The organism is Actinomadura sp. NPDC048021, from assembly GCF_040653135.1.
GTDB classification, from domain to species: Bacteria; Actinomycetota; Actinomycetes; order Streptosporangiales; family Streptosporangiaceae; genus Spirillospora; species Spirillospora verrucosospora.
This window is the reverse complement of the sequence record NZ_JBEZJQ010000001.1, coordinates 39610-61973: the sequence shown is the minus strand read 5'-3', so window position 1 is coordinate 61973 and position 22364 is coordinate 39610. Positions and strand designations below refer to the sequence as shown.

The 22364-nt window shown below is 73.2% G+C and carries 21 protein-coding genes; 16 read left to right on the top strand and 5 right to left on the bottom strand.

Annotated features, from left to right (window positions below):
* Window positions 1-6: 6 nt before the first annotated feature.
* Both AB0C87_RS00295 and AB0C87_RS00290 read left to right on the top strand, forming a co-directional pair.
* On the top strand, window positions 7-744 hold the full coding sequence (locus tag AB0C87_RS00295; protein ID WP_345183981.1) for a Clp protease N-terminal domain-containing protein: 738 nt from the start codon (window positions 7-9) through the stop codon (window positions 742-744).
* A 38-nt stretch (window positions 745-782) separates the two neighbouring features.
* The gene (locus AB0C87_RS00290; protein ID WP_360575811.1) at window positions 783-1646 is read left to right on the top strand and encodes an alpha/beta hydrolase; all 864 of its coding nucleotides are present in this window, start codon (window positions 783-785) and stop codon (window positions 1644-1646) included.
* 22 nt (window positions 1647-1668) lie between these two features.
* On the opposite strand, the gene AB0C87_RS00285 is transcribed toward AB0C87_RS00290, so the two are convergent.
* Window positions 1669-3111 (bottom strand): PucR family transcriptional regulator ligand-binding domain-containing protein, encoded by a 1443-nt coding sequence (locus AB0C87_RS00285; protein ID WP_360575809.1) that lies wholly within the window; start codon window positions 3109-3111, stop codon window positions 1669-1671.
* Between the two features lie 95 nt (window positions 3112-3206).
* On the opposite strand from AB0C87_RS00285, the gene uraD reads away from it, so the two are divergent.
* The 10 genes from uraD (at window position 3207) to AB0C87_RS00235 (ending at window position 13153) form a co-directional block, all read left to right on the top strand.
* The gene (gene uraD / locus AB0C87_RS00280) at window positions 3207-3680 is read left to right on the top strand and encodes a 2-oxo-4-hydroxy-4-carboxy-5-ureidoimidazoline decarboxylase (RefSeq protein WP_360575807.1); all 474 of its coding nucleotides are present in this window, start codon (window positions 3207-3209) and stop codon (window positions 3678-3680) included.
* Window positions 3677-3991 carry a hydroxyisourate hydrolase gene (uraH, locus tag AB0C87_RS00275; RefSeq protein WP_345183989.1) on the top strand — a complete coding sequence of 105 codons (315 nt, stop codon included), beginning with the start codon at window positions 3677-3679 and terminating at the stop codon, window positions 3989-3991. Before uraD ends, uraH begins: the two co-directional genes overlap by 4 nt.
* Window positions 3991-4851 carry a factor-independent urate hydroxylase gene (pucL, locus tag AB0C87_RS00270; protein WP_360575805.1) on the top strand — a complete coding sequence of 287 codons (861 nt, stop codon included), beginning with the start codon at window positions 3991-3993 and terminating at the stop codon, window positions 4849-4851. The genes uraH and pucL overlap by 1 nt, the downstream gene beginning before the upstream one ends.
* A gap of 25 nt (window positions 4852-4876) precedes the next feature.
* Window positions 4877-5755, top strand: coding sequence for an FAD binding domain-containing protein (locus AB0C87_RS00265; RefSeq protein ID WP_360575803.1), 879 nt, complete (start codon window positions 4877-4879; stop codon window positions 5753-5755).
* A complete protein-coding gene (locus tag AB0C87_RS00260; RefSeq protein WP_345184102.1) occupies window positions 5755-6240 on the top strand; it encodes a (2Fe-2S)-binding protein in 486 nt (161 codons plus the stop codon). Before AB0C87_RS00265 ends, AB0C87_RS00260 begins: the two co-directional genes overlap by 1 nt.
* A complete protein-coding gene (locus AB0C87_RS00255) occupies window positions 6237-7598 on the top strand; it encodes an 8-oxoguanine deaminase (RefSeq protein ID WP_345183996.1) in 1362 nt (453 codons plus the stop codon). The genes AB0C87_RS00260 and AB0C87_RS00255 overlap by 4 nt, the downstream gene beginning before the upstream one ends.
* Complete coding sequence (pucD, locus tag AB0C87_RS00250; RefSeq protein WP_345183998.1) at window positions 7599-9908, top strand: xanthine dehydrogenase subunit D; 2310 nt, start codon at window positions 7599-7601, stop codon at window positions 9906-9908.
* Window positions 9905-11203, top strand: coding sequence for an allantoinase AllB (allB, locus tag AB0C87_RS00245; RefSeq protein WP_345184000.1), 1299 nt, complete (start codon window positions 9905-9907; stop codon window positions 11201-11203). The genes pucD and allB overlap by 4 nt, the downstream gene beginning before the upstream one ends.
* Window positions 11200-12198 carry an allantoicase gene (gene alc, locus AB0C87_RS00240; RefSeq protein ID WP_360575800.1) on the top strand — a complete coding sequence of 333 codons (999 nt, stop codon included), beginning with the start codon at window positions 11200-11202 and terminating at the stop codon, window positions 12196-12198. The genes allB and alc overlap by 4 nt, the downstream gene beginning before the upstream one ends.
* A gap of 79 nt (window positions 12199-12277) precedes the next feature.
* Window positions 12278-13153: a hypothetical protein gene (locus tag AB0C87_RS00235; protein WP_360575798.1), complete on the top strand. Its 876-nt coding sequence runs from the start codon at window positions 12278-12280 to the stop codon at window positions 13151-13153.
* A 55-nt stretch (window positions 13154-13208) separates the two neighbouring features.
* Here the strand turns inward: AB0C87_RS00235 and AB0C87_RS00230 are convergent, their stop codons facing one another.
* Window positions 13209-13442 carry a DUF397 domain-containing protein gene (locus AB0C87_RS00230; RefSeq protein WP_089314270.1) on the bottom strand — a complete coding sequence of 78 codons (234 nt, stop codon included), beginning with the start codon at window positions 13440-13442 and terminating at the stop codon, window positions 13209-13211.
* Window positions 13443-13545: 103 nt separating this feature from the next.
* Complete coding sequence (locus AB0C87_RS00225) at window positions 13546-14166, bottom strand: TetR family transcriptional regulator (RefSeq protein WP_345184008.1); 621 nt, start codon at window positions 14164-14166, stop codon at window positions 13546-13548.
* Window positions 14167-14404: 238 nt separating this feature from the next.
* Here AB0C87_RS00225 and AB0C87_RS00220 point away from each other — a divergent pair, with 238 nt between their 5' ends.
* From AB0C87_RS00220 to AB0C87_RS00210, 3 genes are read left to right on the top strand one after another with little or no spacing between them, the layout of a single operon-like run.
* A complete protein-coding gene (locus AB0C87_RS00220; protein WP_360575796.1) occupies window positions 14405-16024 on the top strand; it encodes an AMP-binding protein in 1620 nt (539 codons plus the stop codon).
* Window positions 16025-17131, top strand: a complete 1107-nt coding sequence (locus tag AB0C87_RS00215) for an acyl-CoA dehydrogenase family protein (protein ID WP_345184012.1) — start codon at window positions 16025-16027, stop codon at window positions 17129-17131.
* A complete protein-coding gene (locus tag AB0C87_RS00210) occupies window positions 17132-18304 on the top strand; it encodes an acyl-CoA dehydrogenase family protein (RefSeq protein ID WP_345184014.1) in 1173 nt (390 codons plus the stop codon).
* 72 nt (window positions 18305-18376) lie between these two features.
* On the opposite strand, the gene AB0C87_RS00205 is transcribed toward AB0C87_RS00210, so the two are convergent.
* Together AB0C87_RS00205 and AB0C87_RS00200 are read right to left on the bottom strand one after the other, a co-directional pair.
* Entirely contained in the window at window positions 18377-19804 is a 1428-nt protein-coding gene (locus tag AB0C87_RS00205; protein WP_345184016.1) for a glutamate decarboxylase, read from the bottom strand.
* Window positions 19805-19928: 124 nt separating this feature from the next.
* Window positions 19929-20597, bottom strand: coding sequence for a TetR family transcriptional regulator (locus tag AB0C87_RS00200; RefSeq protein WP_345184019.1), 669 nt, complete (start codon window positions 20595-20597; stop codon window positions 19929-19931).
* Between the two features lie 139 nt (window positions 20598-20736).
* On the opposite strand from AB0C87_RS00200, the gene AB0C87_RS00195 reads away from it, so the two are divergent.
* Window positions 20737-22356 (top strand): MFS transporter, encoded by a 1620-nt coding sequence (locus tag AB0C87_RS00195; RefSeq protein WP_345184021.1) that lies wholly within the window; start codon window positions 20737-20739, stop codon window positions 22354-22356.
* Window positions 22357-22364: the final 8 nt, after the last annotated feature.

Here is a 22364-nt window from a genome sequence, read left to right as displayed (position 1 = left end):
TGACGCATGACCGAATCCCAGCGGCCTCCCGTCCAGGTCCGCCTCGACGACCTGATCAACGGCATCAAGAAGGTCCACACCGACGCCCTCGAACAGCTGACCAGCGCGGTCCTCGCCGCCGAGCACCTCGGCGAGGTCGCCGACCACCTCATCGGCCACTTCGTCGACCAGGCCCGCCGCTCCGGCGCGTCCTGGACGGAGATCGGCAAGAGCATGGGCGTCAGCAAGCAGGCGGCGCAGAAGCGCTTCGTCCCGAAGGGGGAGCAGCCCGACCTCGACCCCTCGCAGGGCTTCTCCCGCTACACCGAGCGCGCCCGCAAGGTCGTCGTGGCCTCGATGAGCGAGGCCCGCGCCGCCGGCAACGCCGAGATCACCCCGGCCCACCTCGTCCTCGCCCTGCTCACCGAGCCCGAGGCGCTCGCCGCCAAGGCGATCCTCGCCCAGGACGTCCTGCTGGACACCCTCCGGCAGGCCGCCACGGCGGCGCTCCCGCCGGAGGCGGAGGGCGAGCTCCCCGAGCTCATCCCCTTCGGCCAGGACGCCAAGAAGGCCCTCGAACTGACGTTCCGCGAGGCTCTGCGCCTCGGCCACAACTACGTCGGCACCGAGCACATCCTCCTCGCCCTGCTGGAGTTCGAGGACGGCACGGGCGCCCTCTCCGACGCGGGCGTCGACAAGGCGGCCGCCGAGGCGAACATCACCGCCGCCCTGGAGGCCATCGCCGCCAAGAGGGACACGCCGTGAAGCGATGAGTTCCGGCTCCGCGCACGGTCCACCCCACCATGGAGAACCTCATCAAGGCCAACGGGGCGGAACTGTGCGCGGAGACGTTCGGTGACCCGTCCGACCCGCCGATCCTGCTGATCGGCAACACGATGCTCACGTGGCCGGACGACCTGTGCGAGCGCCTCGCCGCCTCGCGCAGGTTCGCCGTCCGCTACGACCTGCGCGACACGGGCCGGTCCGAGACCGCCGACCCCGAGGCGCCCCGCTACACCCTGCGCGACCTCGTCGCCGACGCCGCCGGCGTCCTCGACGCCTTCGGCCTGCCGTCCGCGCACGTCGCCGGGTTCGGCGCCGGCGGCTGGATCGCCCAGCTCCTCGCCCTCGACCACCCGTCCCGCGTCGCCACCCTGACCCTCGTCGCCACCCGGCCCACCGCCCCGGGGCCGGCCGACCCCGACCTGCCCGACCACGCCCCGGAGCTGATGGCCCGCTTCATGCAGCGCCCGCAGGTCGACTGGACGGACCGGGAGTCGGTGGTCGCCTTCCAGGTCGAGAACGCCCGCCACATGGCGGGCACGTCCTTCGACGAGGCCGAGGCCCGCGCGAACATCGAGCGGATCTTCGATTGTACGGTGACCGGGGCCGACCCCGGCAAGGCGCACCGGGCCAACCAGATGGGGACCGTCTTCGCGGCCCTGGACACCGGCGACCGCTGGCGCGAGCGCCTTCCCGGGATCAGCGCCCCGACCCTCGTCGTCCACGGGGAGGACGACCCCTTCTTCCCGCTGGGCAACGGCCGGGCGCTGGCCGCCGAGATCCCGTCCGCCGAGCTCCTCGTCCTGCCGGGCACGGGCAACGAGCTTCCGCGCCGTACCTGGGACGCGGTCGTCCCGGCGCTCCTGCGCCACACCTCCGCCTGACGGGCGCCGGGGCCGGTGCGGCTCAGACGAGGAGGGCGAGGAAGAAGTCGACGCGGTCCTCCATCCGGGACAGGTCCCGGCCGGTGAGGTCCTGGATGCGCTGGACGCGGTAGCGGACCGAGTTCACATGGAGGTGGAGCTCCTCGGCGCAGCGCGTCCAGGACCCGGAGTTGCGCAGGAACGTCTCCAGCGTCCGGACGAGGTCGGCGCCGTGGACCTCGTCGTAGGAGTGCAGCGGGTCCAGCAGGCGCACCCGGAACATCCGGCGGACGTCGTCCGGCACGCTGGCGAGCAGCAGCACGTGGGTCGCGAGCTCCTCGTGCCGGACCACGCAGACAGGGGAGGGGCGGGTCGCGGCGAGGCGGCGGGCGTGCCGCGCCTCCTCGATCGCGCCGCGCAGCCCGGAGGGCCCGGCGGGGCCGCTCACCCCGAGGGCCACGCGGGTGCCCGCCAGGCCGGGGGCGAGGAAGCCGAGGGCGTCCTGGACGGCTGCCGCGACGTCCTCCCCGGCGGACGGGACGAGCGCGACGGCCTCCCCGTCCAGCAGCCCGACCACCGGCCGCGCCCCCGGCACGACCTCGGCGAGGACGGTGCGCAGCTCGCCCGGACGCAGCGGTCCCTGCGCGGACGCGGCGACGGCCACGACCGGTGAGGCGAGCCTCTCCGGCTCGGGCGGGTCGTCCCCGGTGTAGGCGGCGGTGACGATGTCCTGGGACGCGCGGTCGTCGGCGCGCATCCGGGCCCGTTCGAGGCCGACGATGGCCGCGAGTTCTCCGGCCATCGCGTGGCGTTCGGGCGGCCAGGCGGCGACGTCGCCCTCCAGCGCCACGAACCAGTCGGCGACCCGGGGCGTGTCGGCGGGCGACACGGCGAAGACCGACATGTCCTGATCTGGGACGTGGTGCGGCAGCCGCGGCGCGCCGAGGAACGCGGCGGCCAGGGCGGCGGGGTCGGCCGGCTGCGGGCCCGCGACGACGCGCCCGGCCGGGGAGAGGACGTGGCAGTGGCCGACCAGGTCGAGCACGGCGTCGAGCCCGGTCCCCTCGACCAGGCGGCGGTGCCGGTCCAGCAGGGCGGCGAGGTCGGCGGCCCGGGCGCCGGACAGGTGCCGGACGACCTCCTCGGTGACGGTCGCGAACGCCACGTCCTCCGGGACCTTGAACAGCGGCATCCGGTGCCGGCGGCACGCCGCCACGAGGTCGTCCGGGACGGCGCCGAGCGTGAGGTCCCACGCGGCCAGGCCGGACACGCCCGCCCCGGCGAGCGCCGCGACGAACGCCTCCGAGTCGGCCGGGCCCGTCCGCCAGACGAGACCCGTGAGCACGAGCTCGCGCCCGCGCAGGTAGCGGCCGGGGTCGATCAGGTCGGTGGTGACGACCCAGCGGATCGGCCGGTCCAGCTCGTCCTCCCCGGTGACGACCTCCAGCCGCAGGCCGGGCATGGCGAGCAGGGAACGCAGCTTCATACGTAGGAAGCTACAAAAGACCGCCCGCGACCGGCGCCCCGGTTCGGACGTCCTGCCTCTCGACCTGGCCCCGGACGGGCTTGTGTACTGCAAGCGTGGTGGAACCGAGCACCGAGGAACTGGCGGCCTGCTGCGCCTCCCGCCGGTGGATCGCCGCGGTCGGCGGGCGGGCCTACCCCGACCTCGCCGCGCTGCGCGCCGCGTCGCGGCGGGCGCTGGACGGCCTGGACTGGGCGGACGTCGAGGAGGCGCTCGCGGCGCATCCGCGCATCGGGGACCGGGTGGGCGGCGCCACGCTGGAGGCCCGCTGGTCGCGGGGAGAGCAGGCCGCGGCGAGAACCGCGGAGGCCGATGTTCAGAACGCCCTCGTCGCGGGGAACCGGGCCTACGAGGAGCGTTTCGGCCACGTGTTCCTGATCCGCGCGTCCGGGCGCTCCGCGCTGGAGATGCTCGCCGCGCTGCGGGAACGGCTCGGCAACGACCCCGCCGCCGAGCGCGACGCCGTCCGCCGGGAACTGGCGGAGATCGTCGACCTGCGGCTGGCCCGGCTGGGGGAGGAGGACGCGTGAGCCTTTCGACGCACGTTCTGGACGCGGCGAAGGGGGTGCCCGCCGCGGGCGTGGCCGTCCGGCTGGACCGCCGCGACGCGGGCGGCGGCTGGACGACGCTCGCCGAGGCCCGCACCGACGCCGACGGCCGCGTCCGGGAGTGGGGCGCCGAGCCCGGCGAGGGGGTGCACCGGCTGACGTTCGCCACCGAGGGGCTGTCGGACTTCTACCCCGAGGTCACGGTCGCGTTCACCATCGCCGACCCGGGCCGGCACTACCACGTCCCGCTCCTGATCAGCCCGTTCGCGTACTCGACGTACCGGGGGAGCTAGTGGCGATCGTTCTCGGGCCCAACCGCTACGGCAAGGCGGAGACGCGCGTCGTGCGCGTGACGCGGGACGGCGGCGTCCACCGGCTCAAGGACCTGAACGTCGGCGTGGCCCTCTCCGGCGCCATGGACGAGGTCCACCTGACCGGCGACAACGCGGCCGTGCTGCCGACCGACACCCAGAAGAACACCGTGTTCGCGTTCGCCAAGAGGCACGGCATCGGCGCGATCGAGGACTTCGGCCTCCTGCTCGCGCGGCACTTCACGGCCTCCCAGCCGGCGGTCGCCCATGCCCGCGTGGAGATCCGCGAGTACGGCTGGCGGCGCGTCACGGGCGGCCACTCGTTCGTCCGGGACGGCGGCGAGGTGCGCACGGCGCTGGTGCACTGCGGCGCCGAGGGGGAGTCGGTCGTCTCGGGCCTCACCGACCTGGTCGTCCTCAACTCCACCGGCAGCGAGTTCCACGGCTTCGCCCGGGACGAGTTCACGACGCTCGAACCGACCGACGACCGGATCCTCGCCACGGCGGTGACGGCCCGGTGGCGCCACCGGGGCACGGCCGGGGCCTGGGACGAGTCCTACGCCGCCGCCCGCGACGGCCTGCTGCACGCGTTCGCCGAGACGCACAGCCTGTCGCTCCAGCAGACGCTCTACCAGATGGGGCGCCGGGTCCTGGCCGAACGGCCGGAGGTCTGCGAGGTCAGGCTGTCGCTGCCCAACCGGCACCACTTCCTGGTCGATCTCGAACCGTTCGGCATGGACAACGACAACGAGGTCTATTTCGCGGCGGACCGCCCGTACGGGCTCATCGAGGGGACGGTGCTCACCGACGACGCGCCCGCCGCCCCGGCGGCCTTCGACTGAGGCCGCCATGGAGGAATACTGAGACATGGACTTTCTACGACCGCTGACCTGGGAGGACGCGCTCGCCGCCAGGGCCGCGCGGCCCGGGGCCCTGCCCGTCCAGGGCGGCACCGACGTCATGGTCGAGATCAACTTCGACGTCCGGCGGCCCGAGGCACTGCTCGACCTGACCCGGATCCGCGCCCTCGCCGAATGGGACACGGTCGACGGCCGGCTCCGCGTCGGCGCCGGCGTCCCCTACGCGCGGCTGATCGGCGAGCTGGGCGGGCGGCTGCCCGGCCTCGCCCAGGCGGCCCGCACGGTCGGGTCGCCGCAGATCCGCAACCGTGGCACGATCGGCGGCAACCTCGGCGCCGCGTCGCCCGCCGGGGACGGCCATCCGCCGCTGCTGGCCGGGGACGCGGTGGTGGAGGCCGAGTCGGCCGAGCGCGGCGTCCGGATGATCCCCGTCGCGCAGTTCTTCACCGGGGTGAAGCGCAACGCCCTCGCGCCGGACGAGCTGATCCGCGCGTTCTGGACGGCGCCCGCGTCCGGCCCGCAGTACTTCTCCAAGATCGGCACCCGGAACGCGATGGTGATCGCGGTCTGCTCGTTCGCGGTCGCGCTGCACCCGGGCGAGCGCCGCGTCGGCACCGGCCTCGGTTCGGCCGCCCCGACCCCGCGCCGCGCGACCGAGGCCGAGGCGTTCATCTCCGGCGAGCTGGACTGGGACGGGCGCCGCCCGCTCGCCGAGGCCGCCGCCCGGCGCTTCGGCGAGCTGGTGCGGGACGCGGCGTCGCCGATCGACGACGTCCGCGGGACGGGCGGGTACCGCAGGCACGCCCTGGCGGTGCTGGCGCGCCGCACGCTCACCTGGGCCTGGGACGACCACCGCAGGGCGACCGTGGGAAAGGCGGCCTCGTGATGCGCGTGAACCTGACCGTCAACGGGGCCGAGGAGGCCGTGGACGAGGTGTGGGAAGGCGAGAGCCTGCTCTACATGCTCCGCGAGCGGATGGGCCTGCCCGGCTCCAAGAACGCCTGCGAGCAGGGCGAGTGCGGCTCCTGCACCGTCTACCTCGACGGCGTGCCGGTGTGCGCCTGCCTGGTCGCGGCGGGCCAGGCCGAGGGCCGCGAGGTCGTCACCGTGGAGGGGCTGGCCGAGGGGCCGCCGGGCGAGGAGCGGCTCGACCCCGTCCAGGAGGCGTTCGTCGAGGCGGGCGCCGTCCAGTGCGGGTTCTGCACGCCCGGCCTGATCGTCCAGACGCACGACCTGATCGAGCGGAACCCGGCGCCGTCCGACGCGGAGATCCGCGAGGCTCTCGCCGGGAACCTGTGCCGCTGCACCGGCTACGAGAAGATCCTCGACGCGGTGCGCCTGGCGGCCGAGCGGAAGGCGGTCGCCCGATGAGGCGTCTCGTGATCGAGAACGCCCATGTCGCCACCGTGTCGGGTGACGAGCACCCGGGCGGCCACATCGTGGTCGAGGGCGACCGGATCACGTCCGTCGGGCCCGGTCCGGCCCCGGAGACGGGCACGGACGGGGCCGAACGGATCGACGGCACGGGATGCCTCGCCACTCCCGGCCTGGTCAACTCCCACCACCACCTCTACCAGTGGGCCAGCCAGGGCATGGCCGTCGGCGGCACCCTGTTCGAGTGGCTGACCACCCTCTACCAGCCGTGGTCGAAGATGGACGCCGAGGTCGTCGCGGGCGCCGCCACCGCCGGGCTCGGATGGCTCGCCAAGTCGGGCTGCACGACGTCCACCGACCACCACTACCTGTTCCCCAAGGGGCGCGGCGACCTGTTCGCGGCCGAGATCGAGGCCGCCCGGGAGCTCGGCGTCCGGTTCCATCCGTGCCGGGGGTCGATGGACCGGGGCGAGTCGCAGGGCGGACTGCCCCCGGACGAGGTCGTCGAGGACCTCGACACGATCCTCGCCGAGACCGAGGCCGCGATCGACCGGTACCACGACCCCTCGCCCGGCTCCCTGCTGCGCGTCGCCGTCGCGCCCTGCTCGCCGTTCTCCGTCACGCGGGACCTGCTCGTCGAGTCGGCCCGGCTGGCGCGCGACAAGGGCGTGCGCCTGCACACCCACCTCGCCGAGACGCTCGACGAGGAGGAGCACACGCGCGAGCAGTTCGGCATGACGCCGACCGAGTACATGGACTCGATCGGCTGGCTGGGCCCCGACGTGTGGCTCGCGCACTGCGTCCACCTGCACGACACCGACGTCAAACGGCTCGCCGAGACCCGCACCGGCACCGCGCACTGCCCGAGCTCCAACGCCCGCCTCGGCGCCGGGATCGCCCGCGTGTCGCACCTGCTGGAGGCGGGCGCGGCGGTCGGGCTCGGCGTGGACGGCGCGGCGTCGGCCGAACTCGTCCCGCTGGCCGGGGAGCTGCGGCAGGCGATCTACATGCAGCGCGCCCGGTACGGGCCGACCGCGCTGGACGCCCGGCAGGCCCTGGAGATGGCGACCCTCGGCGGCGCCCGCTGCCTCGGCCGCGAGGACGAGATCGGCGCCCTCGCCCCCGGCAGGCTCGCCGACATCGCGCTCTGGCGCGTCGACGGCTTCCGCGCCGCGGTCGACGACCCGGTCGTCGCGCTGGCGTTCGGCCCGACGCCGCCGCTGGAGCGCCTGCTCGTCGGCGGGCGCACGATCGTGGACGGCGACACGCTCGTCACCGTCCCGCAGGACGAGGCCGGGCGGCGCGGCGCGGACGCCCACCGCCGCCTGATGCGCCTCGCGGAGGAGGTGCTCTGAATGACGTCCCCGACCACGACCCCGGCCCACGCCGCCACCCCGGGGACCGGCGGAGTCGGCGAGAGCCCGCTGCGCCCCGACGGCACCCTCAAGGTCACCGGTGAGTTCGCCTACGCCTCCGACCTGTGGCTGGAGGGCATGCTGTGGGGCGCCACGCTCCGCAGCCCGCACCCCCGGGCGCGGATCCGGTCGCTCGACGTCGGCCCCGCCCTCGCGCTGCCCGGCGTCCGCGCCGTCCTCACCCACGAGGACGTGCCCGGCCGCAAGGTGTTCGGCATCGACCACACCGACGACCAGCCCGTCCTCGCCATCGACCAGGTCCGGCACCAGGGCGAGCCGGTCGCGCTCGTCGCCGCCGACCACCCCGAGACGGCGCGGCGCGCGATGGACCGGATCGCCGTCGACTACGAGGTGCTGGAGCCGGTCACCGACCCGCGCGCGGTGATCGCCGACCCGGAGGGCCTCAAGGTCCAGGACCGCGGCGGCATCACCCGGCACCAGCCGGTCCGGGTCGGCGACGTGGACGCCGCCAGGGCCGCGGCGGAGGTCGTGGTGTCCGGCGAGTACGAGGTCGGCATCCAGGACCAGGCGTTCCTCGGCCCCGAGGCGGGCCTGGCGATCCCGACCGAGGACGGCGGCGTCGACCTGCACGTCTCGACGCAGTGGATCCACAACGACCTCAAGCAGATCGCGCCCTGCCTCGCGCTCCGCGAGGACCAGATCCACATGACCCTCGCCGGCGTCGGCGGCGCGTTCGGCGGCCGCGAGGACCTGTCGATGCAGATCCACGCGGCGATGTTGGCGCTGCGCACCGGCCGGCCCGTGAAGATGTCCTACAACCGGTACGAGTCGTTCTTCGGGCACGTCCACCGGCATCCCGCGCAGATGCGGTACGAGTACGGCGCCACGCGGGACGGACGGCTCCTCTACGCCGACGTCGAGATCGTCCTGGACGGCGGCGCGTACACCTCGTCCACGATGAACGTCGTCGGGAACGCCGCCTCGCTGGGCGTCGGCCCCTACGAGATCCCCAACATCCGCATCGACGGGTACGGCGTCTACACCAACAACCCGCCGTGCGGCGCGATGCGCGGGTTCGGCGCCGTCCAGGCGTGCTTCGCCTACGAGTCGATGATGGACAAACTCGGCGCCGCCTGCGGCCTCGACCCGGTCGAGATCCGCCGCCGCAACGCCGTCGCGCAGGGCTCCCGGCTCGCGACCGGGCAGGTCATCGAGTCGCCCGCGCCGCTCGCGGACATGCTGACCCGGCTGGAGGCCATGCCGATGCCTCCCGCCCCGGACCGCTCCGACCTGCGCGACCTGCCGGGCGGCGTCTCCCAGACGACCCACGGCGAGGGCGTCGTGCGGGGCGTCGGCTACGGCGTCGGGCTCAAGAACATCTGCTTCTCCGAGGGGTTCGACGACCTGTCCACGGCCCGCGTCCGGCTGGAGGTCATCGGCGGGGAGGCCACCGCCCTCGTGCACACCGCCGCCGCCGAGGTCGGGCAGGGCCTCGTCACGGTCAAGGCGCAGATCGCCCGGACCGAGCTCGGCGTCCAGAAGGTCACGATCGCCCCGGCCGACAACCGGGTCGGCGACGCCGGGTCCTCCAGCGCGTCCCGCCAGTCGTACATGACCGGCGGGGCGGTCAAGGCGGCCTGCGAGGCGGTCCGCGCCGAGCTCCTCGCGCTCGCCGGGCGCCGCTTCGGCCGCACCGACCTGACCGTCGCCGGCGGGAAGATCATTTCGCGGGCCGGGGGCGCGCTCGGCACGATCGAGGACGTCCTCGGCGAGACCGCCGTCGAGTGCACCCGCGAGTACCACCACCGCCCCACCACGCCCCTGGACCCGGTCACCGGTCAGGGCCGCAGCCACACCCAGCTCGCCCTCTGCGTGCACCGCGCCGTCGTCGACGTGGACGTCGACCTCGGCCTCGTCAAGGTCGTCGAGCTGGCCGCCGTCCAGGACGTCGGCAGGATCCTCAACCGGACGGCGCTGGAGGGGCAGATCCACGGCGGCACCGCGCAGGGCCTCGGCCTGGCGCTGATGGAGGAGATCGTCGTGAGCGGCGGCCTGGTCCGCAACCCGTCCTTCACCGACTACCTGATCCCCACCATCCTCGACATGCCGCCGATGCGGCTGGACATCCTGGAGCACCCCGACCCCGAGGCCCCGTACGGGCTGCGCGGCGCCGGGGAGCCGCCCACGCTGTCGTCCACGCCCGCCGTCGTCGCCGCGATCAGGGACGCGACGGGCCGGGCGCTGACGCGCGTCCCCGTCCGCCCGGAGCACATCGTGGCCGGCCCATGACCCCGGACGACCTCGTCATCCGTTCCCGCCGGACCGTCCTGCCGGAAGGAGAGCGACCCGCGGCCGTCTCGGTCCGCGCCGGGCGCATCACCGCGATCTCGCCCTACGCCGCACCCGCCTCGGTGGACCTGGGCGACGTCGCGCTGCTCCCCGGGCTCGTCGACACCCACGTCCACGTCAACGAGCCGGGCCGCACCGAATGGGAGGGCTTCGCCACCGCGACCCGCGCCGCGGCGGCGGGCGGCGTCACCACGCTCATCGACATGCCGCTCAACTCGCTGCCCCCGACCGTCGACCCGCCCGCGCTCGCGGCCAAACGCGCCGCCGCCGAAGGCGCCTGCGCCGTGGACGTCGGCTTCTGGGGCGGCGCGGTCCCCGGCAACACGCCCTCGCTCCGCCCGCTCCACGACCTCGGCGTCTTCGGATTCAAGTGCTTCACCTCCGACTCGGCGGTCCCGGAGTTCCCGCCCCTCGCGCCCGCCGAGATGAGAGCGGCCTTCCGCGAGATCGCCGCCTTCGGCGGCCTGGTCATCGTGCACGCCGAGGACCCGGCCTCGCTGTCCCCGCCGACCGGCGGCGACTACCGCGCCTTCCTCGCCTCCCGCCCGCCCTCCGCCGAACGCCGGGCCGTCGAACAGGTCGTCCGGCTGGCGGAGGAGACCGGGGTGCGCGCCCACATCCTGCACCTGTCGGCGGCCGACTGCCTGGACGTCCTCGCCAAGGCCCAGGCCGACGGCCTGCCGGTGACCGCCGAGACCTGCCCCCACTACCTGACCCTCTGCGACGGCGACGCCGGGACCGCCGCGTTCAAGTGCTGCCCGCCCATCCGCGACGCCGCCAACCGCGACCGGCTCTGGCAGGGACTCGCCTCCGGAGTGATCTCCTGCGTCGTCACCGACCATTCGCCCTGCACGCCCGACCTGAAACGCGGCGACTTCGCCACCGCGTGGGGCGGCGTCTCGTCCCTGCAACTCGGGCTCCCCGCCGTCTGGACGGCGGCCCGCGCCCGCGGCCACGACCTGGCCGCGGTCGCCCGCTGGATGTCCGAGGCCCCCGCCGCCCTCGCCGCCGTCCCCCGCAAGGGCGCCATCGCCGTCGGAAACGACGCCGACCTCGTCGCCTTCGCCCCGGACGAGACCTTCACCGTCGACCCCGCGTCCCTCCACCACCGCCACCCGGTCACCCCCTACGAGGGCAGAACGCTGACGGGGGTCGTCCAGGCCACCTGGCTGCGCGGCGCACCCGTCGGCGACGTCCCCGCCGGCCGCCTGCTCACCCGCGAGGAGGGACGATGACCGACGTCACCGCCCTGCCGGACCTGGCCGTCCGCACCCTCGGCGGGTCGGTCGTCGCCGCCAGCGACGAGTCCTTCGCCGAGAAGGAGAATCTGCTCAACCCGTGGAGACCGGCCTTCCGCCCGGAGACCTTCGGCCCGAAGGGCCAGCTCTACGACGGCTGGGAGACCGCCCGCCGCCGCACCCCCGGCCACGACTGGGCCCTGATCCGCCTGGGCCTCCCGGGCCGGATCCACGGCATCGTCATCGACACGGCCTGGTTCAAGGGCAACTACCCCCCACACGCCTCAGTGGAGGCCTGCTTCGCCGACGGCTACCCCACGCCCGCCGAACTCGACGCCGCCGACTGGCTGGAGATCGTCCCGAAGACCCCCCTCCAGGGCGACACCACCCACACCCTCCCGACGGCCGAGCCGGAACGCGTCTTCACACACGTCCGCCTCAACGTGTTCCCGGACGGCGGAATCGCGCGCCTCCGCGTCCACGGCAGGGTCGTCCCGAACCCCGCCTACCTGACGGGCCTGACGGTGGACCTGGCCGCCCTGGAGAACGGCGCCCACGTCCTCGACTGCTCCGACCGCTTCTACTCGTCCCCCGACAACATGCTGTTCCCCGGCTTGGCCCGCACCCAGGCCGAAGGCTGGGAAACCGCCCGCCGCCGCGACGGAGGCAATGACTGGGCCGAGATAGCCCTGGCCGCCCCCGGCGCCATCGAACTCGCCGAAATCGACACCACGAACCTCAAATTCAACGCCCCCGCCGAAGCCCAGCTGACGGCCACCACCACAAAAGGCGACCACGCCGTCATCCTCCAGCGCACCCGCCTGCAACCCGACACCCGCCACCGCTACCGCCTGAAAACCCCCGAGATAGCGAAGGTCCGCCTGGACATCTACCCCGACGGCGGCATAGCCCGCCTACGCCTCTGGGGCCCCCTAACCCCCAAAGCCGAACAAGCCCTAATAACCCAATGGAACTCTCACACCCGTAAATAACGGACTGTGATGCACGCCACACGAGAAGTCATTGGATAGTCACGGTATCTAACAGTGGCGGTCAAGTAACTTGCCGTGCATGGTCACCGCCAAACACGAAGGGCCAATAAAGATCATCCGGGACAACCCGGAAGTCGTGGCCCAATTACTCAAAACCGCCTTCGGAATCGACGTGTCCGACGCGGCCACCATCAGGTCGACGAGCGAGAGCTGTACACAGCCGGCCCCCGCCGCCTACGTCGCCGACAACGTCGTGGAAATATGCGAAGCCGGGTCCACCGAGCCCACCATCGGCGTCATAGCCGAAACCCAGCTCGCCAAGGACCCCGACAAGCACGGCAGCTGGCCGGTCTATCTGACCTCGCTGCACGCCAAGCTCCTGTGCCCGTGCTATCTCCTGGTCATCTGCCCCAGCCGATCGGTGGCGGAATGGGCGCGCGAGGCGATCCAGATCGGTCACCCGGGCTTCAACCTCGTCCCGTACGTGGTCGGCCCTGGCATGGAGCCCCTCGTCACCACCCCCGACCAGGCCGCACAGAGGCCAGAGATGACCGTTTTGGCCGCACTGGCCAACATCATCCCGACCGACAAGGAGTCCCTGGAGATCACGCACGCCGCCCTCGCCACCATCTCGAACGAGGACGAGGAAAACGGTCGTCTGTACACTGACCTGGTAATGGGCGTGCTCTCGAAAGGCGCCCGAAAGATCTTGGAGGGGTACGTGAAAGCCGGAGCCGCCGGATACAAGTTCAAGAGCGAGCCGTTCCGGCGCTCGCACGCCGAAGGCCAGGCCGAAGGCGAGGCGAAGTCGGTGCTGAAGGTTCTCGAGGCGCGGGGGCTTTCGGTGTCGGACGACGTGCGGGAGCGGGTCCTGGCCTGCACTGACCCGGAGCAGTTGGATCAGTGGCTGGTTCGGGCTGTCACGGCGGAGCGTGCTGACCAGTTGTTCGGCTGAGGCGCGCGGGCGCGGATGAGGACGCCCCCGGTGGGTGCCGGGGGCGTTGGGCCGGTCACGGGGCCTCGGTGGGGTCTTCCAGGAGGTCGTCGAACTCGCCGTCCTTGACGCCGGCGATGAAGGCGTCCCACTCGGCCTCGGTGAAGTAGAGGATCGGGCCCTCGGGGTTCTTGGCGTCGCGCATGACGACGGCCCGCTCACCGAAGTCCTTGTGCTGGACGGGGACGTCCTTGCCATCGATGAACTCGATGATGACCCCGTCGCTGAGGATCGGTTCCTGTCCGGTCACTGGCACCCCTTTTTCGTCCTGGCTCCTGTCGGACCCAAGGCTAATGGGGAACGCATGGGCGGCACATGGGAAAACGGTGACTCTCCGTTCGCTCCCGTGTCGCTCAGTCGATGAGGAGGCGCGAGGCGGTGATCTCCAGGCGGGCCTGGATCTCCTCGGCGGTGGCGTTGCCGCGCAGCATCTCGATCATCTCCATGGTCCAGATGCCGGACAGGGCGCGGGCGACGAGGCGGCGGGGGTCCTCGGCGGGGATGTTCTCCGGCGGGCCGGACGCGGCGCGCAGGAGCAGCTCGCTCATGCGGTCGCCGAAGTCGGTCTTGACGTCGGAGAGGAGGAGGGAGCGGATCAGCGCCTCCGCCAGCTCCGGCTCGCGCATCAGGCCGCGGGTGGCGCGCATCAGCACCTCGACGGCGCGGTCCGGGGCGCCTCCGGCGCGGGGCGGGCGGCGCTCGATGCTGCCTTCGAGGAGGTCGAGCTCCTCGCTGACGACGGCGACGACCAGGTCCATCTTGGACGGGAAGTAGCGGTAGAGGGTGCCGAGGGCGACGCCCGCGCGCTCGGACACGGTGCGCATCTGCATCGCCTCGATCCCGCCGCGCGATGCGAGCGCCGCGGCCGCCTGGACGATACGCTTGCGCCGCTGGTGCTGGCTGCGGGAGCGCACGCCCTGGCCGCCCGGCTGACCCCGGGTCTCCTCCCCGGTCACTGTCGGCTCTGCGGTCACGGTCGCCTTCCCTTCTGTGCGGGCCCGGTCGCCCGACGCGTCCCTCCCAGGGTACCGCTCTTGCGAGAACCTGTTATCTGATCAGCTCATCGCGATCTCGTCTCCGGCCGCCCTTACCCGCCCGGTTTCCCATGACACCCAGGCGAACCGGGTTCCGAAGGAGGGAGATCGGCCCTCTGGACACTTAGTAGAATCTGTTCTACTTTTTCGCCGTGGGACGGAGCGGGGAGGTGGGCCGGTGAGCGTCGCGGCGCTGCTGGAGGCGCGGGCGGACGACGACCGCCCCGGGCTGCGGTCCGCCGACGACGGCCGGGCCTGGACGTGGCGGGAGGTCGTGGCCGAGTGCGCGGCGCGCGCCGCGTGGATGCGCGGCGAGGCGCGGCCCGACCGGCCGGTCCACGTCGGCGTCCTGCTCGACAACCTTCCCGAGGTGGTGTTCCTCCTCGGGGGCGCGGCGCTGTCGGGGGCCGTGGTCGTGGCGCTGAACCCGACGCGGAGCGCCGTCGAGCTTGCGGGTGACGCGAAGCGCGCCGACTGCGATCTTGTGCTGGCCCAGCCGCGGTATGCGGGCAAGGCCGCCGCGCTCGGGCTGCCCGTGGTCGACGTGGACGCCTTCGGTGAGCTGATCGCGCCCTTCGCGGGCTCGCCGGTCCCCGGCGTCTCGGCGATCGGGGCCGGGACGCTGCTGATGCTGATCTTCACTTCCGGGACGTCGGGGCGTCCGCGGGCCGTCCGCGTCACCCACCGGAAGGTGGTCGTGCCGGGCGAGATGCTCGCCGGGCGCATGCTGTCGCCGGAGGCCGTCGTCTACTGCCCGATGCCGCTGTTCCACTCGGGCGCGGTCATGGCGGCGTACGCGCCGGCGCTGGCCGCCGGGGCCGAGCTGGTGCTGCGCGCCCGGTTCTCGGCGTCGGCCGTCCTGCCGGACGTGCGCGCCCACGGCTGCACCTACCTGCACTACGTCGGCAAGGCCCTCTCGTACGTGCTGGCCACACCGGCGGGGGAGGACGACGCCGACAATCCGGTGCGGTTCGCGTTCGGGAACGAGGCGGCACCGGTGGAGCAGAAGGCGTTCGGTGAGCGTTTCGGGTGCTTCGTCATCGACGGCTACGGATCGACGGAGACGGCGATCTCGCTGGCGCCCGACCCGTTCGGGCCGCAGGGCGCGCTCGGGAGGCTCACCGACGGCATCGCGATCCTCGATCCGGCGGGCCGGCCGTGCCCGCCCGGCGTGTTCGACGAGGCCGGACGCCTGGTGAACGGCGACGAGGCCGTGGGGGAGCTGGTCAACACCGGCGACCTCGGCCTTTTCGACGGGTACTACAAGGAGGACGCCCCCGACCGGCTCCGCGACGGCATGTTCTGGAGCGGCGACCTCGCCTACGCCGACGCGGACGGCTACGTCTTCTTCGCCGGGCGCAGCGGCGACCGGGTCCGCGTGGACGGCGAGAACTTCGGCGCCGTCCAGGTGGAACGGGTCCTGGCGGAGCTTCCCGGCGTCCGGCAGCTCGCCGTGTACGGGGTGCCGGACGCGGCGTCCGGCGACCAGGTGATGCTGGCCGTCGCCGCCGACGCCTTCGACCCGGGCGCGTTCGCCGGCTACCTGCGCGGGCGCGCCGACCTCGGGCCGAAGTGGATCCCGCGGTACGTGCGGGTGGCGCGGGAGCTGCCCGCGACCGCCTCCAACAAGATCCTCAAGCGCCGGCTGGCCCGGGAGGGCTGGCGCACCGACGACCCGGTGTGGTGGCGGCCCGGCCGCGACCTCGACTACCGCCCGATGACCGCCGCGGACGCGGCCGCGCTGCGGGACGAGTTCGAGCGCCGCGGCCGGCTGCACCTCCTGGAAGGGAGCGGATGAGTGGACTTCAACCTCGACGAGACCCAGCAAGAGATCAAGGGGCTCGCGGCGGACGTGCTCGCGCGGGAGGCCGCGCAGGAGCGGCTGGAGGCGTTCGAGAAGAGCGAGGCGCCCTATGACGACGTGACGTGGAAGGCGCTCGCGCAAGCGGGGCTGCTCGGCGTCGTCCTGCCCGAGGACGCGGGCGGCGCCGGGCTCGGGCCGGTCGAGCTGGCGGTGGTCCTGCGGGAGGTCGGGGTCCGCACCGCGCCCGTCCCGGCGTACGCCTCGCTCGCGCTGGCGGCCGTCCCGATCGGGGCGCACGGGACGCCGGAGCAGCGCGCCCTGCTGGCCCCGCTCACCGAGGGCGCGACGATCCTGACGGGCGCGTACCGCGAGGTCGGCCGGGCAGGGGAGGTCGCCGCGACGGCCCGCCCGGACGGCGGCGGGTACGTGCTGGACGGCGTGAAGACGTTCGTCCCGTACGCGCGGGAGGCGTCCCTGATCCTCATCCCGGCCCGCGTCGAGGGGGGCGGCGTCGGGGTGTTCCTCGTGGAGCCCTCCGCCGTGACGATCACCGGGCAGCCGTCGGCGACGTCGGAGCCGCTGTCGCGGGTCGCCCTGGACGGTGTCCGGGTCGGCGCGGACGCCCTGCTCGGCGGGACGTCGGACGGCGCCGCCTGGGACACCCTGCGCCGCTCGGCCGTCGCGGGCGCGGTCGCCGTCGCGTCCGGCGTCATCGAGGGCGCGCTGGAGCTGACGAAGGAGTACACGAAGACGCGCGAGCAGTTCGGCCGGGCGCTCGCGCAGTTCCAGGCGGTCACGATGCAGATCGGGGACGTCTACATCGCCAAGCGCGCGCTGGACGTGGCCGTGTGGGCGGGCGTGTGGCGCCTGGCGCAGGGCGCGGACGACGCCGAGGAGGTCCTCACCATCGCCGCCTACAACGCGTGCGACCCCGTGGTGAAGGCGCTCTACACCTGCCAGCACCTGCACGGCGGCATCGGCCTGGACATCACCTACCCGCTGCACCGGTACTTCGCCTGGGGCAAGCACTGCGGGCATCTGCTCGGCGGCGGCGAGGACCGTCTCGACGCGCTCGGCGCCCTCATCGCCCAGGAGGCCTGAATGTTCATCGACCTGACCGACGAGCAGAAGCGGCTGCGCGCCGAGCTGCGCGAGTACTTCGAGAACTGCCTGACCGCGGAGCAGCGCGCGGCCATCCGCGCCGACCCGTTCGGCCCGCCCTACCTGGAGCACTGCCGGAGGCTCGGCCGCGACGGGATGCTCGGCGTCGCGCTCCCGAAGGAGTACGGGGGCCGCGGCTACGGCCCGGTCGAGCAGACGATCTTCGCCACCGAGATCGCCCGCGCCGAGGTCACCTACCCGCTGATCACGCTGAACTCCGTGGCGCCGACGATCCTGCAGTACGGGTCGGAGGCGCACAAGGAGCGGTTCATCCCGCGCATCCTCGCCGGCGAGTGCCACTTCGCGATCGGCTACAGCGAGCCCGGCGCCGGGACCGACCTCGCGGCGCTGCGCACCACCGCCGTCCGGGACGGCGACCACTACGTCGTCAACGGCCAGAAGATCTTCACCTCCGGCGCCCACCACGCCGACTACGTGTGGCTCGCGGCCCGCACCGACCCGGAGGCCAAGAAGCACAAGGGCATCTCGATGCTCATCGTGGACTGCGCGGACCCGGGCTTCTCCTGGACGCCGATCATCACGATGGACGGCGCGCACCACACGAACTCGACGTACTTCCAGGACGTCCGCGTCCCGGCCGACATGCTGATCGGCGAGGAGAACAAGGGCTGGGACCTCATCGTCAACCAGCTCAACCACGAGCGGGTCACGCTCGGCCCGGCCGGGAACATCGGGCACACCCACGTCCGGTTCGCGCGGTGGGCCCGCACGACCCGGGGGCCGGGCGGCCGCCCGCTCATCGAGGAGCCCGCCGTGCGGCGCGCGGTCGCGCAGGTCTACGCCTACCTGCGCGCCAACGAGCTCCTCAACTGGCAGGTGGCGGCCAACCAGGACCTCGGCTGGCTCGGCGCGGCCGACGCGTCCGCCACCAAGATCTACGCCTCGGAGCGGATGCAGGAGGTCGGCCGGATCGTCGGGGACGTCCTGGCCCGGTACGGCGACCCGGGCGACCCGGAGACGGCGGACTTCATGGAGGCCCAGGACCGGCTCGCCAAGGGCGCGCTCGTGCTGACCTTCGGCGGCGGGGTCAACGAGATCCAGCGCGAGCTGATCGCCATGATCGGCCTCGGGCTGCCCCGGGCGCCGCGCTGATGCCGCGCTGATGCCGCGGGGGCCGGCCGGGTCGGGCGGCGGTTCGCCGCCTGACCGCGGGCCGCCCCGCGGTCAGACCTTCCTGGCCCGCACCTGCTTCGGCCCTGCGCCGTGGGCGAAGCCGGCGACCTCCCGGGGGTCGCGGTGGGCGTGCTCGTGCAGTTGCAGCCGGGACGTGGCGCGCCGGAGGTCGTCCATGAACAGGTCGGCGAGGTCGTGCCCGAACCCGTTGCGCACCACGACGCGCAGGACGTCGAGGTCGGTGCGGTTCTCGGGGAAGCTGTAGGCGGGCACGAGCCACCCGTTCTCGCGCAGAGCGGCGGACACGTCGTAGACGGTGAAGCCGGGGGCGTCTCCCCGGACGCGGAACGCGAACACCGGGAGTTCGCCGCCGTCGGTGAGCGTCTCGTACGGGCCGAGCCCGGCGATCTCGGCGGCGAGCCGGGTGGCGACGTCCCGGCACCCCTGCTGGACGCGGCGGTACCCGTCGAAGCCGAGCCGCAGGAAGTTGTAGTACTGGGCGACGACCTGCGCCCCGGGGCGGGAGAAGTTCAGCGCGAACGTCGGCATGTCGCCGCCGAGGTAGTTGACGTGGAAGACGAGGTCGTCCGGGAGGGCGTCCTCGTCCCGCCACAGCGCCCAGCCCACGCCCGGCATGACGAGCCCGTACTTGTGGCCGGAGGTGTTGATGGAGGCGACCCGCGGCAGCCGGAAGTCCCACGGCAGGTCGGGGTCGAGGAACGGGGCGATCATCGCGCCGGACGCGCCGTCCACATGGACCGGGACGTCGAGCCCGGTGCGGGCCTGCAGGTCGTCGAGCGCCGCCGCGATGTCGGCCACGGGCTCGTAGCTCCCGTCGAACGTGGAGCCGAGGACGGCGACGACGCCGATGGTGTTCTCGTCGCAGAGCTCCACGGCCTCCCGCGCGCCGAGGTGGTAGCGGTCGCCCTCCATCGGCACGTAGCGGGGCTCGACCTCGAAGTAGTTCGCGAACTTCTCCCAGCAGATCTGCACGTTGACGCCCATGACGAGGTTGGGGCGGTCGGCCGGCGCGCCCGCGGCCCGCCGCCGCTCCCGCCAGCGGCGCTTGAGCGCGAGGCCGCCGAGCATCGCGGCCTCGCTCGATCCGGTGGTGGAGCAGCCCACGGCGTGGTGCGGGTCCTCCGCGTTCCACAACCGGGCGAGCATGCGCACGCAGCGCATCTCCAGGTCGGCGGTGCGCGGGTACTCGTCCTTGTCGATCATGTTCTTCTCGGCGCACTCGGCCATCAGCAGCCGCGCCTCCGGCTCGGCCCACGTGGACACGAACGTCGCCAGGTTCAGCCGCGCGTTGCCGTCCAGCATCAGCTCGTCGTGGACCACCTGGTAGGCGGTGGACGGCTCCATCTCCCCGGCGGGCAGCCGGTTCCGCGGGACCGTCAGGGGCTCCCGCGTGAAGATCGGGTTGATCTCCAGGTCGCGGCCGGCGCGCCCGGCGCGGGGCGGGTGCTTCGGAGCCATGTCGCCCTCCTCGTCCGTGCGGGGACGGGGCGCCCCCGGTCCCGCACGTCAGGTACCCGCCGCGCCGCCGCGCACACACCGCGTGAGCGTGTCGTCGCAGGTCGGGCGCCCGCCGGGGCCCGGGTCAGCCCGCGGGGGAGGGCTCGTCGAAACCGTTCTCCAGGATGGCGAAGGCCTGGTCGACGGTCTCCGACAGCGTGGAGAACGCCCCGCCGAGGCGGCGGGTGGCGTCGGCGGCGGCCTGGAACGCGCAGGTGGTGGCGGCGGCGACGACGTGCGGGCGCAGTTCCGTGGCGGGGTCCAGGCCCATCCGCTCGGCGATGACCTCGGTGAGCAGCGCCTGCTTCTTCTGCGCGTGCTCCAGGCTGCCCGCCATCAGCGTCGGGCTGTCGCTCATCATGGAGAGCATGCACTCGAAGCGGCCGGGGTCGAATCCGAGCTCGCCGGCCTCGCAGGCGCGCGCGATCTCCACCACGGTGTGCCGCAGCGCGGTCATGATCGGCTCGTCCGGGGGGCGTTCGGCGAGCTTGCCCAGCACGGCGCGGGTCTGCTCTTCCTGGAAGGTGAGGGCGACGTCCTCTTTCGAGGCGAAGTAGCGGAAGAACGTGCGGGACGAGACGTCCACGGCGTCGGCGATCTCCTCGACGGTGGTGGCGTCGAACCCCTTCTCGGCGAAGAGGGTGAACGCGGCGTCGACGAGCGCCTCTCGGGTGCGCTGCTTCTTGCGTTCGCGCCTGCCCGGGGGCTGGGAACCGGGGCCGGACGTGCCGGTCTCGGGGGCGGTCGCGGTCATGCGCGCATTGTAATCGCCCGGCGATCGTCCGTCGAGCGCTGGATGTCGTGACGTGAAACATGTCGCATGCAGACCAAGGGCAGTTGACGACAACTGTCATGCCATGACAGTTTGTGCCCATGCCAAGCCGGAGGTCGATATGACTCAGTCCCATGGCGCCGAGACCCTCGAACCGGGCGCCGTCCCCATACCGCCGCGCGACCAGGCGCGCGGCCGTCCCGCCAGGGCGGGACACGGGCATCCCTGGCTCACGCTCGTCGCGGTCGCGCTGGGCGTGATGATGGTCGGGCTGGACGCGACCGTCGTGTCCATCGCCAACCCCGCGATCGCCAAGGACCTCGGCGCGAGCCTGTCCGGCCTGCAGTGGGTCACCAACGCCTACCTGCTGGCGCTCGCCGTCACGCTGATCCCGGCCGGGAAGATCGCCGACCGCTTCGGCCGCAAGCGCACCTTCCTCGCGGGCGTCGTCGGGTTCGCCGTGTCGTCGGTGCTGATCGGGCTCTCGGGCGGGCTCGGCATGGTGATCTTCTGGCGGGTCGTGCAGGGGTTCGCGGGGGCGCTCCTGCAGCCCGCGAGCCTGGCCCTGCTGCGCAACACGTTCCCGGCCGAGCGGCTCAACGCCGCGATCGGCATCTGGGGGTCCACGGTCGGGATCTCCATCGCGGGCGGCCCGATCGTCGCCGGGCTGCTGGTGGAGAACGTCAACTGGGAGTCGGTGTTCTTCCTGAACGCCCCGCTCGGGCTGGTCGCGCTGCTCGTCGGCCTGTGGGTGATCCGCGAGTCGCGGGACGAGGAGGCCGCCGGCTCGTTCGACCTGGCGGGCGTCGCGCTGCTCAGCGGCGCGCTGTTCGCCCTGGTCTGGGGGCTCATCAAGGCCGGTGAGCACGGGTTCGGCGCCACCGTCCCGCTCGTGTCGTTCGCCGCGTCCGTCGTGCTGTTCGCCGCGTTCGTCTGGAACGAGCTGCGGGTGGAGCGCCCGCTGCTGCCGCTCGGGCTGTTCCGGTCGGTGTCGCTGTCGGCGGCGACCGGCCTCATCGTGCTCGGCTTCTTCGGGATGTTCGGGACGATCTTCTTCATCACCCTGTACCTGCAGCAGGTGCACGGCATGAGCCCGGTGGACGCGGGCGTGCGGATGCTCCCGATGACCGGCGTGTTCATCGTCGCCTCCCCGGTGGCGGGCGCGCTGACCAGCCGGTTTGGGCCGCGGGTGCCGCTCGTCCTCGGGATGGCGTTCACCGCGGCGGCGATGTTCGGCCTGTCGCGCATCGGGGTGGACGCCCCGTACGTGCAGCTGTGGCCGTGGTTCGTGCTGGTCGGCCTGGCGTTCGGGATGGTCATCGTGGCCGGCACCGAGGCCATCGTCGGCAACGCGCCGGCCCATCTCGCGGGCGTCGCGGGCGGCCTCCAGCAGACCGCCTCGCAGGTCGGCGGCGTCCTCGGCACGTCGGTGCTGGGCGTGCTGCTGTCGACCAGGGTCGGGGACGTGCTGTTCGGGAGGCTCACCGGCGCGGGCCTTCCCGGGGCGGCGGCACACCAGCTCGAAGGGCAGGGCGGGCTCGTCTCGCAGGGGGTGGCGCCCATCCCGCCCGGCACGTCGAAGGAGGCGGCCGACGCCATCACGACGGGGAGCCACCTCGCGTTCATGGACGGCTTCCAGACGTCCCTGACCGTGGCGGGCGCCGTCGCGGTCGTCGCGGTGCTCGCCGCGCTCCTGGTGCGGCGGGGGACCTCTCCGGTCGAAGGCGCGGCCGCCGCGTAGGCCCCGGT